Below are 17,578 nucleotides of genomic sequence, written 5' to 3'. Positions count from 1 at the left end.
ATTGACTCGAAATCGGCCAATCGCACTGTGATTATATCTATTTTCCATCTCTATTCTTAGTGTAAGTCTCGAGTGCAAATTTAGCAAAAACAAGAAGAATGATATATAAATAATAAGATATATTATGAAAATAATATAGATTTTATTTAATATGAAAAACGAATGGAAGAAACTCCTATATCTATATCCTTTATATTGTAGTTCAAGCCTGTGTTTATCTAAATATAAAAGCTTATCAGATAACCTATCTGATAAGCTTTTGTATATAACGAATCTTAATCTTCTATTTCAGATAAGTGTCGAACCAGCGGAAGAACTCTCTTTGAAATAATATTCCGTTTTGAGGCTGTGCTATCCAGTGGTTTTCGTTAGGATATATAAGCATTCGAGCAGGGATGCCTCTCAGCTTGGCTGCATTAAATGCCATCATGCCTTGAGACGCCAGTATGCGGTAATCCAGCTCCCCGTGTGAAATCATTATTGGAGTATCCCATTTCTCCACAAATTTGTGCGGAGAGTTAGCATACGACCGTTGTGCAATAGAATTACTTCTGTCCCAGAACGAACCACCCAGATCCCAGTTGGCGAACCACATCTCTTCTGTTTCAAGATATTGTGCTTCCACATTGAAGATACCGGCATGCGCAAGGAATGCTTTGAATCGTTTATTATGGTTACCTGCCAGCCAGTATACGGAAAAACCGCCATAGCTTGCACCTGTACATCCAAGTTTGTCTGCATTCACAAAAGGTTCTTTAGCCATAGCATCTATAGCCGAAAGGTAATCCTTCATATTCTGTCCACCATAATCTTTACTGATTTGCTCCAGCCATTCCTGACCAAAGCCCGGAAGACCCCTGCGGTTAGGTGCAACAATAATATACCCGTTTGCTGCCATCATCTGCAAATTCCAGCGATACGACCAAAACTGGCTCACTGTACTCTGAGGGCCACCTTGACAATATAGAAGGGCAGGATATTTTTTATTTGGGTCGAAGTTTGGCGGGTATACGATCCATGTCAACATTTTCTTTCCATCAGTAGTGGCTATCCAACGCTCTTCGACTTTACCCATTTTTAACTGCCCCATTATTTCTTTGTTCTCGAAACTCAATTCGGTAGCTTCGCCATTAGTTGTATTTACAGAATATATTTCATTTGGCGCTGACAAAGAATGACGTGTTGCGATGAGCTTGTCTCCGGCTATACCAAAAGATTCATAATCGTAGTCGCCTTTTGTTATCCGGTTTATTTCTTTAGTGTGTACAAAAGCTTTGAATATGTGAGTCTTGGCTTCTACGCATGATACGAAATAAATACTTTCGTTATCGTTCCATGCCAGATAATCAGTATTATAATCAAACTTTTCGGTTACATAAATTTTGTCATTAGTAGCCAGATTCACTACAAACATCCGGTTCTTGTCGGATTCGTATCCGTCGCGCTCCATGCTTTGCCAGGCAATATATTTGCCATCGGGAGAGAAAACGGGATTGATGTCATATCCCATCATCCCTTCGGTAAGATTCTTAGTTTCCTTAGTATCTATGTTATAAAGGTAGATGTCGGAATTAGTAGATAAAGCATATTCCATCCCTTTTTTCTTGCGGCATGTATATGCTATTGATTTGCTATCGGGACTCCATGCCAATTGCTCTGTTCCTCCGAATGGAAGCATTGGGCATTCGTAAGGTTCATCTCCTAATATATCTATGCCCTCTGTTATTTTTGTGCCATCATAATCGGCAACAAAGCTATGAGGGATTTCTTCCACCCATTCCGACCAATGTTTATACATCAGGTCATCTATAATACGTCCTGACGCCTTAGGCAGGTCGGGATATTTATCGGCTGTGCGCTCTCCGAACTTTATGTTCTTAATATATAGTATCTTCTTTTCATCGGGTGAATAAGAAAAACCATTTACGCCCCCTTCTATCTCGCTGATCTGCATGCGTTCGGTTCCGTCCGGATTCATTTCCCATATCTGCGAAGAACCACTCTCGCTACTAAGGAATGCTATTTTAGAGCCTCCTTTTATCCATACGGCATTATTTTCGCTTTTGGCAGTTTGAGTTATCTGCTTTTTGTCCGAGCCATCGATATTCATCGTGAATAACTCCCGGTTGGTCTTATTTTGTTCGATGCTTACATAAGTGACTCCATAGAGTACTTTTGATTTATCAGGCGAAACCTGTACATCCGAAACACGCCCAAAGCTGTAAAGTACCTCAGGTGTCATAATGCCATTTTCAACTTTTACGGTGGCTTTGCCGATCAGGGGTGCATCTTCTTCCGTATTTTCTATTTTTGCGGAAAACTTACCGCCACACGAAACCACTGATGCGCCGAGTAATAATGCCATAATTGATTTATTCATATAGTTTAATTAATTTTATATGTAAAGATATTTGTTTTTTGTAATACACACAACTTATAAGATTACAGACCTAGGGTAAGCCTACGAAAATTGACAACTATAATTGCTTACGCTATTTTTGTGTTAATTAATTATATAATGTTAAAACCTGACACTTCTGACATATTTTTCATTGTTTTTATCCTGTCTATTTTTATTTATTAACTGTATGTCGTTAAAAAGTAACAGAAGTAACGGAAAATAATTAAGTATGAATAATTAATAATTATTTGTCATGCAAAACGGTGCGAAGCATCTCCTTCACTAAAAGGTAACAAAGCTAACACATATACCAGTCATCAGTTAACAACTTGTATCTCGTATTTTGTCTACTCGTATCTCATGTACTCAGTACTTAAAACTTACCACTTATTCCAATATTTCAAAGAGCTGTAAACTAAGAGCTAAAAAGCTATCAGCTATAATTATATAGATAAAGTTTTCCTCCTATGATAAATATTATAATTAAAGTTTGGCCATTCATTCTAAATATTATACTTTTGTTGAACGATTGTTCAATAGAAATGTATGAATACAGAAGAGCTTATATTAAAAAAAACGTTTGGACTCCTGTTGTTAAAGGGTTTTGATGCTACTTCCATAACTGATATTCAGGTGGCTACCGGCTTGTCGAGAGGGCTTCTTTATCATTATTTCAAGAATAAGGAGGAGTTGTTTATACAGGTAACTGAGAAGTTTTTCATTCAGATATTTGATTTTGATATCCGTAAGGCTAAGGATTATAGCGTAACTGAGTTTGTTGAATTTATGTGCGATCGCTTCCGCTATATCAGTAAAGTTATATCCGGAATAGTAGAGGAAACCGGAAGTGTAAAAGAAGTTTCAATGCTTAATTATCACTTTTTGTTTTATCAGGTGATGCAACGGGACGCCATCTTCAGAAATAATTACAGGGTAACAACCGAAAAAGAGCGTACAGGTTGGGAATATGCATTGAAGAATAGTATCGACAGAAATGAAATACGTGTAGATATAGATGTAAATATTTCGGCAAACCAGTTGTTTACACTTACCGATGGTATATGGTTTCAAAGTATTTTTTCATCAGACGGACAAAGTGTGATCCGCAATCTGGAGAACGCTTTAAGCCATTATATTGCATTGTTGGAATAAAGGTTGTATATTTTTTTATAACTATATTGAACGAATGTTTAATGTGATCGAGATGTTTTTTTTTAATAGATTTTATATGAGTTGGGTTTATTTATTATTGGCAAGTGCTTTCGAAGTAGGTTTTACTTTTTGTATATCAAAAGCAAAAATCGTAGCCGCTCCGCAATCCACATATTGGTATATCGCATTCGGAGTATGTTTGGTATTGGGAATGGGATTGTTGGTAAAGGCTACTCAAACGATACCGATGGGTACTGCGTATGCCATATTTACAGGTATAGGTGCTGCCGGGACTGTGCTTTTGGGGATCATTGTGTTTAAAGAGCCTGCCAATCTGATGCGGATATTTTTTATCGTTACCTTGATCGCATCGGTAGTTGGTTTAAAAGCAGTATCGCATTGATAATATGGATATGTAATGAATCTTTCTCGGAAAGACGCTAAGGTATAGCGGATTTTTGATTTGAATATAGAGCAGGTAACATTTTGATATATGATGTTTTTAATTACTTATTTTGCGTCTTTAAATATCGGTGTTGTGTGAAATTTTATTAAAAAGACAGGGTTCACCTCTGTCTTTTTTTACATAGCACCTCTTTATTTATGTTTTCTTCTATTTTTGTAAAAATCATATCTTACACACTAAAGATTAACCTCATATATAATAATGCAGAATTGCCGTTTTTCCCTTATATTATTTTTCTTTATTTCTTTGAGTGGGTATTCGCAAATTACCATGCGGCACCAGACAGCTAAACCCAAACTTGCCGATTCGCTCGATATTGCATATTATTCGAAAAAGAACTGGTATCGTGCCGGGGGAACCACTGTGGGTTTCAATATCGGATTATGGGCATTCGACAGGTATGTAAAGAAAGGGGATTATGCTTATATCAGCATGAAGTCTGTAAGGCGAAACTTTAAGAAAGGCTTCATTTGGGACAATGATAATTTGGAAACAAATATGTTTGCACACCCTTATCATGGCAATCTTCACTTCAATGCAGGACGGGCCAACGGCCTTACTTATTGGGAATCGGGAGGCTTGGCTTTAGCCGGGAGTGCCATGTGGGAAATGTTTATGGAAAATGAATTTCCCTCTACCAATGATATAATAGCTACACCTATAGGCGGTATGGCTATAGGCGAAGTATTTTACCGTACTTCCGATCTGATTCTCGACGACAGGCGTACAGGTTCTTCCCGTTTCGGACTCGAAGCTGCGGCATTTCTTATATCACCTATGCGTGGACTCACACGTATCATGTCGGGAGATGCCTGGCGGAAAAGATCTACTTCGGGCAAACAGTTTGGAGTACCTGATGTAAGCGTCGAAGTTTCGATGGGGGTGAGGGTCTTGGAATTTGAAGACCCCGTGATAGATAAAGGTCTTGGATTTGCTACGAATATCAATGTGGAATATGGCGACAGATTCGAGGCTGAAACAAATAAGCCATACGATTATTTTACATTCAAAGCTAATATTAACGGGCAAGGCTCACAACCCATGCTTAGTCAACTTAATATTACCGGAAGGCTATATTCGGCCGAACTTATTGATAATTCGAAGGATTTTCTCAGTATAGGAGTATATCAGCATTTCGATTATTATGATTCCGATACGATATCGGATGTATCGTCACGCATACCTTACAAGATATCTGCGCCGGCTTCGTTCGGGGTGGGGCTGATACATAAGAGCAAACGGTTTTCAAACTGGGTGTTCGACTCCTTTGCTCATTTCAATGCCATTATATTGGGTGGTACTCTTAGCGACCATTATATTCTTGACGACCGTAATTATAATCTGGCTAGCGGCTTTAGCTGGAAATTGGGAGCCAGTATTACGTACAAGGATATATTCAGTGTTTCGCTGACTGACGACGGATACCGTATGTTTACATGGAAAGGCTATCCACGCGATATAAATTGGGAAACAGTGAATGAAAAAACACTGAATGCGCAAGGCGACCATTCGCAAGCGGTGTTGAATGTAGTCTGTCTGCGGATGGATCTGAAGCTGAAAGACCGTTTTTATCTGACAGGTATTGGTTATAATTACGCGCGTGATACGAATTATAAATATTTCGATAATGTATTTTCTTCCACAGCAGAGGGCCGTTTGATGCTTACATATAAATTTTAGCAGGTGTTACGGTCTTTTCACCAACACTTTGTCAATACGCGCACCATCCATATCTACTATCTCGAAAGAGAATCCTTTCCATGTCAATAATTCGCCTGTTCTGGGTATATGCTCCAATAAGTCTAGTATCAGTCCGCTAAGTGTATTGTATTCATATTTAGAATATAAATCGCCTTTTTTGAAATAAGTAAGGAAATCATAGAATGAGCATTGTCCGTCTACAAGGCAGCTGCCATCCTGTCGCTGCACGATGTCGGGTTCTTCATGCGGGTCGAGGATTGTTCCTACCAATGCTTCCAGAATATCTTTAAGGGTGACGATACCGCGTACGATACCGAATTCGTCACAAACAAGGGCGTATTGTACATGCTTCATCTTCATTTCTTCCAAAGCGCTGTAGACTTCCATGTTTTCGTAAAAATAATGGACGGGACGTACTACCTGCATAATATCAAAATCGGGGTCTTCTATTTTTCCGAACATATCCTTCAGGTGCACAATACCTTCCACATGATCCAGATCCTTATTACCTACAGGATATTTGTCGAATGGATTATTCTGTATAATCCCGATTATTTCCTGATTGGTCATATCGGTATCTATCCATACTATTTCCCCCCGGTAAGTCATAATAGATTCCAGATCCCTGTCGCCCAATGTGAAAACACGTTCTACTATATCCTGTTCTACCTCCTGAACTTCGCCCCCTTCGGTTCCTTCCTGAATCATTGACTTTATCTCTTCTTCCGTCACTTTTGTGTCCGAATTTTTAATGCCCAGAAGGTTAAATATCAGAGAGGTGCTTTTAGAGAGAACCCATACAAAAGGAGATGCGACTATAGAGAGATAGTGCATGGGGCGGGCTATAAATTTGGCTATCTTTTCGGCGGCACTTAAACCGATCCTTTTAGGAACCAATTCACCGAAGACAATTGTAAAATAGGTAACCACAATAACAATGCTCACCTTTGAAACGGTCAGAACATACTGCTGAGGAATGCCTGTATTACTTAGTACCTTGGCAAAATCATCAGCTAATACATCTCCCGAATAAAGACCGGTCAGGATTCCGATTAAGGTAATCCCAACCTGCACAGTAGATAAGAACCGGTTGGGGTTATTAGCCAGATTTACAGCAGACTGGGCAGATTTGTTTCCTCGTTTGGCTTCATTATTCAAACTGGACTTACGGGCAGACACAACTGCTATTTCGGACATTGAGAAAATACCATTCAATAGTATTAATGCAACGATTATTGCGATTTCCATATATATTCTTTATTGATACCGTAAAGATATTGGCTATCGCTATTTTTTCCAAATTAAGAAAAAGGAATATTTGTTAATCCTCCATTATTAAATCGTTCAGAAATTCGCTCAATGGCTGCATCAGTTTATACATGTCTTTGATGTATGGTATCAGGTTGTCACTGAATAGCATTTCAGCAGGGATTGGCTTGTAGGCATAAAAATGCTTCAATTTCAGATATTCGGCTGCGGGATGGTTTTTGTCGAATCCATTGGGTACACGCTGCAAGGCGTCCTCGTCGCGGTAAAGATCTCCTATCTCCTTTTTGAAGCGCTTTTCGTTGAGTATTTCCTGAAACAGTTCGAAGTCGTCATATATACCTCTTCTTACTTTTTTTAATTGATCAGGCATCAGCATATAATGCCCGCACGAAATAAAACTTTCCTCCGGGTCGATATGCAGGTAATAACCTGACGATTTATCAAGTGTGCGTGGACGGAATACTGCCCCGAAATGCGTTTTGTAAGGAGACTTATCTGTAGAAAAACGCACATCCCTATAGATGCGGAAGATACATTTTTTCGGCTCCAGCAATCCTATTTCAGGGTCGAATGTGGCTATTGCCTGTATTGTCTGTCCTACCAGTTTTTCATAGTCGGCACGTGCTCTTTCATACCATTTTTTGTTTTCGGTAAACCATTCGCGATAGTTGTTTTCCTTAAGTGCGGCGAGGAAATCCAGTGTATCCTTTTTTAGCATGTTTATATTGTTTTCGTTTTTTAGTTTGTCGAATTGTTGTCATTTTTTTACAATGTGAAGATACTTAATTTTTTCTATAGCAAATATTATGAACGATAGAAAATTTTAGAAAAACGGATATCCTTGTTAACATATAATTCATCAGAATTTTTTTGTGATTTTAACAGCTATTTACGGGCTATTTGTGTGATATTTTTAAAATTAACTTAAAATAATTATTTAAATGATGAACTTTTATTAAAAATCGATGTTGTAATATTAACAAACGATGCCCAATTTGCCTTCTTACTAAATCTATTGAGATTTAGACTGTATTTAGAAATAGCTTTAACAAATCATATTGAGAGTTTTCGTAACATAATATTGAATTATTATATTAAATAATATTCGGGAAAGGAAATTCCCATTTCAAATATGAAATATATGAATGCATTCTATATAGTTACTAGAGTACTAATCTAAAAACATTACTACTATGGCAGACATCGATAAAATGATGTTACAGTCTATTTATGACACGTTGTTTAGTGCCTATGCTGATCCGCCTGCAGACCTCAAGCTACAGGGAACAAGCCAGAACCAAAACATATACTTGTCGCTAAACTGGCCCGGACAAGCTATTGATCTCGAATCTTTTGCCAATCCTCAATCGCCGGCAAATCCTAATGGAAGTGAAAAATCTGTACAAAATTTCTCGCAATTGGTAGACCGCTTGTTTAGTATCAATCCTATTACTGCCGAAAACGGACACACTCTGTCGAAGGGTATTTACCCCTTGACTGTTAAGGCAACGGTAACACCACCACCTATTGACGAGTATGCAAAAAAGAGATATGAAGAAGCGTATAATTTTTTGCATGCAGATGGTACGGACTTTGACGGTGAAGGAAAACCTATCACCGTAAAGGTAGACTCTCCGGTTTATACTAACTATAAGCGTAAGATGGATGCATATAATGATGCATTGACCAGTTTGATAGCTGCTTATTTCGCCCTTGATATGAGTAAGCCGGCAGATCAAAAACAATGGAGCTTATTAGGCCCAAGGTATATATCGAAGGCAGACTCTGCTTATCAGGACTGGACTAATGCCCAGAAAGCCAGGGTCGAAGATATGCTGGCAGTTGAAGCTCAGTATATAAACAATCAGGTCGGTCAGGTATTTAATAATGCGCAATTGCAATATGATAAATATCAGCGAGGAGATATATCCGACCCGAATAGTGTATACTATCCGGCTTATGCGATACCAGCCAACTGGTTTGCTCCGAGTGCCGCCAGTACATGGACATCAGTGACTCTGGATTCTAAAACTCTGAAGACTAATGAACATTCCGATTTCTCAAAAATCAGTGCAGGTGGTAATGCCAGTTGGGGATTATGGCATGTAGGCGGTAGTTTCGATAAAGAAGACTCACATGTATCGATGAGTAAACAGACAACAAATCTGACAGTGTCATTTAAGTTTACCCGTGTGCAGATCAATCGTCCGTGGTACAATCACTTGCTGTATTCTATCAAAGGATGGTCGCTTGGGAATGCATATAAAAAAGGAGGATTATCCAGTGGAACAAGAAATCAACCACTCAACACACCTTTCCCTATGTTGCCAACCAGTTTTATTGCTGTAAGGGATTTGTCCGTAAAAGCAGATTTCTCGAAAGAGGATTCAGAGCTGATAACAAGCAAACTGAAAACGAAGGCTTCTTTCGGATGGGGACCATTCGCTATCAGTGGGGGATACGAGCATGGTAGTAGCGATAAGAAATTTGCATCCTCTTTTGACGGAAAAACGCTTAAAAATGAAGGTTTGCAGATTATAGGATGGCTAAGTACTATTGTGCCGGAATGTCCACCACAATAAATAACTGAATAAGGGGGCAGGGGATGGGATATATATCCTCTGCTACCTCTTTTTACCTTAATGATATATACATAAATGAATCCAATCATAAAAGACTCTAACGTACAGCGAGCCCTGAGGGCTCTGCTCATCGACGGGTTTATAACCCAGTCATTTATGGGTACGGCAGGCGATCAGATTAAATATCTGTTCTCATGGCCTCCCGATGTTCTGGAAGAATCGCAGTATGCTAATCCCTGGTCGGTAAATAATCCGGATGGAAGCCAAATCGCTATAGAAAATATCTCGTCACTGGTAGATACTATTCCGATGTGGAGTGATAACTATTTTCCATCCAACAACACGGTAGAAAGCGTTTACCGTAATTTGATCTTGCCTGCTCAACCTGTGCGTAGTACAAAAACGGCGGTAAGCAATGGGAGTGCAGATGGGATGCTATCTGATGAAGAGTTTGAAGAAATAAAAAATCAGCTGCCGGAAATGAAACCGGACGATTCGGAGCGTATCAAATCGGTGGAAAGGGCTAAGGAAAAGATTAAATCGCTGACCATATCCGGTATCGTAGGCACAAAACAAATAGAACAGATAGAAACTGAGAATGAAGACCTGGTAAAAAGAGGAAAATTGAAGTTATATACATCGGGCGGTGGTACTACCCTGCCTGTTGAACGGGTCTTGTTATATGCAAACTCTTTGGTGGCCAGGCTGGAAAAGAGCAGCGTAAATAATCCTATGCTTACTTATTGCCCGTCAAATATATTACCACTTCATTTTGCTTCACCAGCTGATGTTTCTTTCAATTGGGCAGATACTTCCTTTACTTGCATGAGTGAGGATAATGAACAGGTAGATATAAGCCTGAAATTTACACGGGCCGATATAGAAAGACCCTGGATTGTAGATTATCTTTTTAGTATGAGGGGGTGGACAATACCGGGACAAAGTCCGGGTTGGCTATCTAATGGTTCATCTATGAATAATACAGGATTGTTTCCTCTGCTTACACTTTCTTTTATTTTATGCAGGGATTTTTCTATAAGGGCGAAAAATCAGACACTTTTTCAGATGAATGGGTTGCAGATACTTGCTCGATGCTGTAAATTGATGCCGGCTATGCCTGCGGGATAAAACGGGCCGTAAAGCAATGCTTATTCGGATAAACAAATAAAAGTATATCATTAATATAAAAAGGATTCTGTAGCGCAAGAAGAAAATAAACAGAGAATATCTCAAGTTTAATGTATGCAAAAATAAGTTTTATTTTGTTATTCAACTTAATAATAACCGGCCTTTTACCTTTGCTATAATGGCATTTTCCATACATTTATCCGTTAAACGATAAAATGATACCGCTATGGAACTTTTAAAATCTAAAAGACTACTTATCCTGAGTTTTTTTCTTCTCGTTTTCGCAGTTGCTTATTCTCAAAAAAAGGATGACGACAGAGTATATTGGAATGATAGACAAAAGCTGATTGTTGATGATTTTGGTATCAAAACAAAGAATCTGGAAAGCGGAGCCACTTCGGCAGATTTCGCTATCGACTATGAGGTGAGCCGTTTTAACTTTGTCAGTAAGAATTTCAATAAAAATGTTCGTAATTATATGGTTAAATCGACTTCCCAGATTGATACTACCGGTAATGTACAACAATATTTACTTTACCAGCAAACGCTTTTCGATTTGAGTGAAGTGTATGCCCGTGAACTCCGAAAAGCGCTAAAAGAAAATCGAAAATTGTTGATCTCGGGAACTAAGGTTGCTGATGAGCTGAACTGGAAAGTGATGTCGGAATTTCTCGACCGCAGAAGCAAATATACTCAGGAAACCAATTCGGCTGGTGATCCGGTTAAGCAAAAAGAATGGGAAGATCAGATTGCCTATGAACTGAATGAGCTGAAAGACTACATTTACGGAAAATAGAAAGTTCATAATCAAAAGCCGTAATAAAAAAGAAAACATTAACGGACTCAGGTAAACATTAAGATGTATATTGCTGTTTTATAGTAGATAAGTAACTCATTGCTCAAAAAAAAGACAGCTATGCATATTTTTATTACCGGAGGCACAGGGCTGATTGGTACAGCTTTGGTTAAGACACTCATCAGGCAAGGCCATGATGTTATGGTTCTGAGCCGTAATCCGCTTAAGGCTGAGAAGAAGCTCGAGAAACAGGCAAAATTTTGTACATCATTGCAAGCTATGAAGTCTCTTGATGGGTACGATGCTGTCATAAATCTGGCGGGAGAGCCTATTATCGGGAAACGCTGGACTAAAAAGCAGAAAGAGCGTTTGTGTAATAGCCGCTGGAATATAACCCGTCGGCTCACAGAGTTGATAAAAGCCAGTGACAGACCTCCTAAAGTATTTATATCCGGTTCGGCTATCGGGTATTATGGTGCGCAGGATAATAATAATATTTTGACTGAGAAGTCAGGGTTTAACGATGAATTTACTCATCAATTATGCAAAAAATGGGAAGAATTGGCATTGGCAGCTCAAAGCGACAAGACGAGGGTCTGCATATCGCGTACGGGGGTCGTTCTATCAAAGGAGGGTGGGATGTTGGCTATCCTTACTTTGCCTTTTCGTCTGGGCTTGGGATGTACTCTCGGTAAAGGGAGTCAGTATATATCATGGATACATATACAGGATATGGTGAATGCCATTATTTACCTGATGGATATGCCCGAAGCTCAGGGTATATTTAATCTTACAGCTCCCAATCCGGTGACAAATAAGCGTTTTTCCAATATATTGTCAGCTACCCTCTATCGACCACGTATATTTCGCATGCCTGCATTTATAATGAAACTTGTTATGAGCGAAGCGGCCACGATGGTAGTAGATGGTCAGCGGGCAATTCCTCAGCATCTTTCCGATCTGCATTATCGTTTTATTTTCGAACATTTGGATGAGGCATTGAGCGCATTGTTGAAAGGAAGAAAGTACAAAAAACAGCTTGTCGGGTCCGGTTCTCAGAAGGGTATAAATGGTTAATTGCCATTTATTGAATATATGATTTATTTCATACCTTACATTCCTTTTTTTCCTGTTAAGATATTACATTTGTAGGCAATTAAGTAAAAGTAAGTATTTAATGATAGTCTTAGAATCTCTGACTAGTCATTAGGTTTAACTTAATGAATCAATGAATTGGTCTGCGACCTTAATAACTACAAATAAAGATGATATACAGTTTTGCGAACGATTATGCAGAAGGGTGCCATCCCTCTATATTAGAGGCTTTGACAAGAAGTAATTATTCTCAGCAACCCGGATATGGCGACGATGAATATAGCCGCAATGCTGAAAGAATGATCAGGGAATTGACCGATAGTGATGCCGATGTACATATGATTTCGGGAGGGACTTTGGCTAACCTTACAGTGCTAGGCTCTATCCTTCGCCCATTCGAATCGGTGGTCGCTGCCACCACAGGGCATATTTATGTAAATGAAGCCGGAGCTATAGAGGCTACCGGACACAAGGTTGAGGCAGCTCCCACAAGTAACGGGAAATTATATCCTGCAGATATAAAACCGTTTCTGAACAAAATAAGAGGACACCATGTGGTGCGTACGAGGGTCGTATATATTTCAAATTCCACGGAGCTCGGGACAGTGTATACAAGACAGGAACTGACTGATTTATATACATTTTGTAAGGCTAATGATCTTATCTTATTTATGGATGGAGCCAGATTGCCGATGGCTTTGACTGCCCCCTCTAATGATATGACTTTGGCAGATATAGCAGCGCTGACCGATGTGTTTTATATTGGAGGTACTAAATGCGGAGCATTACTTGGAGAGGCCGTTGTGATAACAAATCCTGAATTGAAGAAAGATTTCAAATTTCATCTCAAGCAGCGGGGGGCACTTACCGCAAAAGGCCGGGCAATGGGAATACAGTTCGATAAGCTACTGCGGGACAATCTAATATTTAATCTGGCAGACCATGCCAATCGTATGGCCGCAAAGATGGCGGCCGCATTCAAAGCGAAAGGATTTTCTTTACTTATCGATTCAGATACGAACCAGATATTTCCAATATTGCCAAACGAATTATTAAAGCATATGCAGGATAATTACGGGTGCCTGGTATGGAGTATTGTAGACGAAAAGCAAACGGCTGTACGGTTTATTACCTCATGGGTTACTCCGGAGGCTATAGTAGATGAATTTGTTGAAAAACTGAGAATGAAAGGTGGGTTATCCTGACTTATATAAAACGAAAAAGTCCGCAACATCACATCGCTGACTTTCCCAACCTTAACACAAACTTTACAAAACTACACAAACATAAAACCATTATAGAGGTAAAATGTTCGCTGCATATTTCGATTTAACAGTGTTAAAATATTGGGGAGTTATTATTGTGCTGTAAATCAGATATTCGTTAAAGAAGGTTGTTTTTGTTTTTAATTTCTGTTAACATTACATGGTGTTTTAATGGGAAAATTTAGAAGTGAATTTTCAACCTGCGATCAAATTTATCCATTAATTTATACACGTGTTTTCCCAAAATACGTTCTTGCTCTTTTTTCGAGTTTTGTTCCATTTCAGCATAAATCGCTGCTGTATTTTTTGTATAGGCATAATCATATTGCCGGCTATTTATCTGTATAAGTATAAAGATAAAAGTAAGAAATAGGACTGTTGAGGTAATTATCTTTGATTTATCCCTCAGGATTTTGAATGCAGGGAAAGTAAGATTAATGATAATACAGCATACGATGAGCAGAAATATATCATAATTGTTCCACCACCATATCTTTCCATATCCCCCGGTATAGTTTTCCCCCGGCCACCAAAGCGCTATACCTCCCCAAGCCGAAGCGGGAGTAGGCAGGTCTCCGGCCAGATGTGCCCAGAAGCCCAGAACAAAGGCTATAAAGTAAATTGCATGGTTTTTCATAAAACCGGTAAAGTGTATATCTGTTTTCTTTAATGATTTCTGTATAAGATAAATGCTAACAATAAGCAGTATTCCTAGAATGATACTGGCCGGCAACGAGTGAAAGAATGCATGATGCGAATACCAGAATTTACTGCTATAGACAACTTTACCTGTGTCAGAGAGCCCGAAGAATTCACCCAATGTAGTATCGAAACGCGACCACATACTGATGGCATCTATATCGGGGAGTATACCGCCAATAGTACCAAGCAATATTATTTTTGCTTTTCTTAAGGGTGTCGTCTTAACGAAGGTTGAAGCACAGGTTGCTACAGCTGCTCCGGATAAGGCGTGGGTAAGTATATCCATAGGGTGGGGTAGTTATTCGGGTTGAGTTGGTACTGATATTTTGCTTACACGGTCATTTATGCTTTCTATCAGGGCCTCTTTGTTTGCCAGCGATAAGAAACTGTTTATATAGCCCAGTGGTACGGGTATTTCATCGTTACTCTCTATAATAACCGTAGAGCCTGTCAATCTATTCTTTTTTATGTATGCCCTGCCTATATTTGCATATGCCACATAGTTTTTGTGTATTTGCATTTGTCCCTTCATTTCGGAGAAAAACAGGCCATCGTCCGCAAGACGGGCTATTTCTATTTTCTTGAAAAGGTTGGCATAAGCTCTTATTCCAAACAATATTGTTATTATTACAAATAATAAGGAAATAAGTACCAATCCTGCTATAGATCCAATTGTACTGTCTTCTGCCCACTCGATACGGACTGCTTTGATCCCGTCAGAAATGAAAAGAAATGAAAAGATAATAAAGACACATGTGATGAGTAAAAAGATAGTACCGAAAATATAATCCTGCCTTTTGTTCGAATAGTATACTATGTCGGTTTTTCTTTTTTGCATTGGTAATAGGTTTGTATGATGATTTTTCAAATATACGATAAATGTTTTATCGGTGTATATCGCAATTTGAATATAAGCTTATATATAGAGTGATATATGGCCGGATTCCATAATTTACTCTAAACTTTCTTTCCAGGCAATCACGAAGTTATGTACAAAGTAGGACTTGAACCCGTATTTTTTTATGAAAGAAGATAAAATAGAATCATCTGAGTTATATATAAAATTATCTATACAATACCTCGTGCTTTATTGCTGGTATTCCGAACCTCATGGCGTTGATAAGAGAGCGCTGTGTGCTGAAAAAAGATGTTTGTTCCATTTCATTACATTGAGTGATGAGAGTTGTGTATCTGGTAAGGGATTCGATCCATTCCTTTTTTTGTGCGCAAAACACCGGATTGTGGGTGGTTGCCAGTTCTGATTGCGGGGACCAAAAACTAATGGATACTTTGTCTCCATATTCAGCATATAAATAACTGGGCTCTATGTCTATAGCAGATAGGTAGATGCGTATTTTAGCTCCACTGCTGCCTGTCCCCGTTCGTACCATATGTTCCATCCGGTCTACGGCCTGTAATAATCCTTGTTGTAAATCAATCAGGTCGTTGCTGTTGAGCAAACCACGCCTGCGGAAATAATCGATTTCCTTTATCATGTAAAGAAATATATTTTCGTCTAATATCAAGATCTTCTCGCCGGTCAGTAAGTTATCATTAATTATATATTGTCGATGTTTTTCATATACTATATCCGGAACGGTAAAGTTGCTAAAGTCACAATCCAAATCGCCTTTCAGTGCATTTACACACCATTTATAATAGTAGAACTTTGATAGGATTTTCTGTGTTAGCGTAAAACAAAATGGAAGTCTGTTCAATACAAAATACATTTTGAATGTACCGGATTTTTGAAGTTTCCACATGATTTCTATATTATCCTGCAGAATTTCCAAAAAAACATTTTCCGGTTTTGCCGATGGGTGCATCTTCAGATCAAAGTACACCGTATCTGTATTTTTTAATCCGATAAGCTTATCTATCGACAAGTCCAAATCCTGTGCAACTATACAAATCTCCTCAAACGAGAAAGGTACTTCGCTTCTGAGCCGGCGGTAAACTGATTCGCGGCTCAAATCGAGAGTGTCCGTTAAATAGTGCGCAAGTTCTTTAGCTTGAGGAAAGTATGAGTTAAAAACAGATACGATTTTTTTATTAAAATCATTTTTCATATAATCAATTGTCTTTTTGCCCAGACCGATTAATACTTAGTATCTTTAACTAGCTATAAAATTACGAAAATTATTTGTATTAGGGCTTAAAACTGCCTGAAAAAGTCCCTGGTGGAGAAGGTGTTTCAAAAAGTGACTCCGTATATATGTGTTGTTTGCATAAAAGGATGCAAAAAAACTTCCGGTTTTATCCGGAAGGCCTTAATGCTTAACTTATGCTTAGTTGTTTATTTACTTACAAAATTATTTATAATCTTTCAGTATTTCCTGTAGCCGTTTACGTGCAAAAAATATCCGGCTTTTAACCGTACCTAGTGGCAGGTTTAATGATTTAGCTATTTCATCATATTTGAAGCCTGTAAAATACATAGAAAAAGGTGTTTTGTAATCGTCATTGAAAGTGTCCAGTACATTCATTATTTCATGGTACGTAAAAGAGCCTTCCGGTGAGTCGAAGCCGGATTGCTGAGGCATATTTAATTGATATAGGCTCTCGGAGTTGTCCAAAACCGTTTGTGTGCGTACTACACGGCGATAGTTGTTTATAAACAGATTGTGCATTATAGTAAAAACCCATCCTTTGAAATTGACATTATCGTAATATTTGTCTATATTACTCAAGGCTTTCAGTGTAGTTTCTTGAGTAAGATCTTTAGCCTCATCTCGGTTAGTCGTCAGGGTTAATGCGTAGTTTAGCATGTTGCTTTGCATCTGTACCAAGTCGTGTTCCAGTGTTTGTTTGCTAGTTTTCATTACTCTTCAGTTTTTGTAAATGTTTTATAATTTTTTGTTCTTGACTTTGCAAAGATATATGTTTTTTCACAACTGATTGCATAAACAACTAAAAAATATCATTCAAATGTTAAAATTTGATATAAATAAATTGTTAGTAATCAATAAATAAAATCAATAGATATCATAATTAACATTTGAGTGTGACTTGATGTTGTTG

At 38.4% G+C, this 17,578-nt stretch carries 15 protein-coding genes; 8 read left to right on the top strand and 7 right to left on the bottom strand.

Annotated elements, in window-relative coordinates; genetic code table 11:
• Nucleotides 1-283: 283 nt before the first annotated feature.
• Nucleotides 284-2,380 (bottom strand): dipeptidyl-peptidase Dpp5, encoded by a 2,097-nt coding sequence (gene dpp5, locus HMPREF9455_RS09270; protein WP_044215875.1) that lies wholly within the window; start codon nucleotides 2,378-2,380, stop codon nucleotides 284-286.
• 567 nt (nucleotides 2,381-2,947) lie between these two features.
• Here dpp5 and HMPREF9455_RS09265 point away from each other — a divergent pair.
• From HMPREF9455_RS09265 to HMPREF9455_RS09255, 3 genes are all read left to right on the top strand, one after another.
• Nucleotides 2,948-3,553 (top strand): TetR/AcrR family transcriptional regulator, encoded by a 606-nt coding sequence (locus HMPREF9455_RS09265; protein ID WP_006799412.1) that lies wholly within the window; start codon nucleotides 2,948-2,950, stop codon nucleotides 3,551-3,553.
• A gap of 76 nt (nucleotides 3,554-3,629) precedes the next feature.
• Complete coding sequence (locus HMPREF9455_RS09260) at nucleotides 3,630-3,956, top strand: DMT family transporter (protein WP_044215922.1); 327 nt, start codon at nucleotides 3,630-3,632, stop codon at nucleotides 3,954-3,956.
• A gap of 264 nt (nucleotides 3,957-4,220) precedes the next feature.
• Complete coding sequence (locus HMPREF9455_RS09255) at nucleotides 4,221-5,699, top strand: DUF3943 domain-containing protein (protein WP_006799410.1); 1,479 nt, start codon at nucleotides 4,221-4,223, stop codon at nucleotides 5,697-5,699.
• Nucleotides 5,700-5,705: 6 nt separating this feature from the next.
• Here HMPREF9455_RS09255 and HMPREF9455_RS09250 read toward each other — a convergent pair whose 3' ends face one another.
• Both HMPREF9455_RS09250 and HMPREF9455_RS09245 read right to left on the bottom strand, forming a co-directional pair.
• Nucleotides 5,706-6,968: a hemolysin family protein gene (locus HMPREF9455_RS09250; RefSeq protein ID WP_006799409.1), complete on the bottom strand. Its 1,263-nt coding sequence runs from the start codon at nucleotides 6,966-6,968 to the stop codon at nucleotides 5,706-5,708.
• A gap of 73 nt (nucleotides 6,969-7,041) precedes the next feature.
• On the bottom strand, nucleotides 7,042-7,707 hold the full coding sequence (locus HMPREF9455_RS09245) for a DUF2461 domain-containing protein (protein WP_006799408.1): 666 nt from the start codon (nucleotides 7,705-7,707) through the stop codon (nucleotides 7,042-7,044).
• A 475-nt stretch (nucleotides 7,708-8,182) separates the two neighbouring features.
• On the opposite strand from HMPREF9455_RS09245, the gene HMPREF9455_RS09240 reads away from it, so the two are divergent.
• From HMPREF9455_RS09240 to HMPREF9455_RS09215, 5 genes are all read left to right on the top strand, one after another.
• Nucleotides 8,183-9,571: a hypothetical protein gene (locus HMPREF9455_RS09240; RefSeq protein WP_006799407.1), complete on the top strand. Its 1,389-nt coding sequence runs from the start codon at nucleotides 8,183-8,185 to the stop codon at nucleotides 9,569-9,571.
• Nucleotides 9,572-9,646: 75 nt separating this feature from the next.
• On the top strand, nucleotides 9,647-10,699 hold the full coding sequence (locus tag HMPREF9455_RS09235) for a hypothetical protein (RefSeq protein WP_006799406.1): 1,053 nt from the start codon (nucleotides 9,647-9,649) through the stop codon (nucleotides 10,697-10,699).
• A gap of 226 nt (nucleotides 10,700-10,925) precedes the next feature.
• On the top strand, nucleotides 10,926-11,495 hold the full coding sequence (locus HMPREF9455_RS09225) for a hypothetical protein (protein WP_006799404.1): 570 nt from the start codon (nucleotides 10,926-10,928) through the stop codon (nucleotides 11,493-11,495).
• 120 nt (nucleotides 11,496-11,615) lie between these two features.
• Complete coding sequence (locus HMPREF9455_RS09220; protein ID WP_006799403.1) at nucleotides 11,616-12,572, top strand: TIGR01777 family oxidoreductase; 957 nt, start codon at nucleotides 11,616-11,618, stop codon at nucleotides 12,570-12,572.
• 188 nt (nucleotides 12,573-12,760) lie between these two features.
• A complete protein-coding gene (locus HMPREF9455_RS09215; protein WP_006799402.1) occupies nucleotides 12,761-13,795 on the top strand; it encodes a threonine aldolase family protein in 1,035 nt (344 codons plus the stop codon).
• A gap of 241 nt (nucleotides 13,796-14,036) precedes the next feature.
• Here HMPREF9455_RS09215 and HMPREF9455_RS09210 read toward each other — a convergent pair whose 3' ends face one another.
• The 4 genes from HMPREF9455_RS09210 to HMPREF9455_RS09195 form a co-directional block, all read right to left on the bottom strand.
• The gene (locus tag HMPREF9455_RS09210; RefSeq protein WP_006799401.1) at nucleotides 14,037-14,843 is read right to left on the bottom strand and encodes a metal-dependent hydrolase; all 807 of its coding nucleotides are present in this window, start codon (nucleotides 14,841-14,843) and stop codon (nucleotides 14,037-14,039) included.
• Between the two features lie 12 nt (nucleotides 14,844-14,855).
• On the bottom strand, nucleotides 14,856-15,395 hold the full coding sequence (locus HMPREF9455_RS09205) for a hypothetical protein (protein WP_006799400.1): 540 nt from the start codon (nucleotides 15,393-15,395) through the stop codon (nucleotides 14,856-14,858).
• A 226-nt stretch (nucleotides 15,396-15,621) separates the two neighbouring features.
• Entirely contained in the window at nucleotides 15,622-16,626 is a 1,005-nt protein-coding gene (locus HMPREF9455_RS09200) for a helix-turn-helix domain-containing protein (protein ID WP_006799399.1), read from the bottom strand.
• Nucleotides 16,627-16,869: 243 nt separating this feature from the next.
• Nucleotides 16,870-17,379 carry an RNA polymerase sigma factor gene (locus HMPREF9455_RS09195; protein WP_006799398.1) on the bottom strand — a complete coding sequence of 170 codons (510 nt, stop codon included), beginning with the start codon at nucleotides 17,377-17,379 and terminating at the stop codon, nucleotides 16,870-16,872.
• Nucleotides 17,380-17,578 lie beyond the last annotated feature (199 nt).

This window comes from Dysgonomonas gadei ATCC BAA-286 (assembly GCF_000213555.1).
Taxonomy (GTDB): Bacteria; Bacteroidota; Bacteroidia; order Bacteroidales; family Dysgonomonadaceae; genus Dysgonomonas; species Dysgonomonas gadei.
Note: the sequence above shows the minus strand (reverse complement) of the source record. Positions and strands in the feature narration are given on the sequence as shown.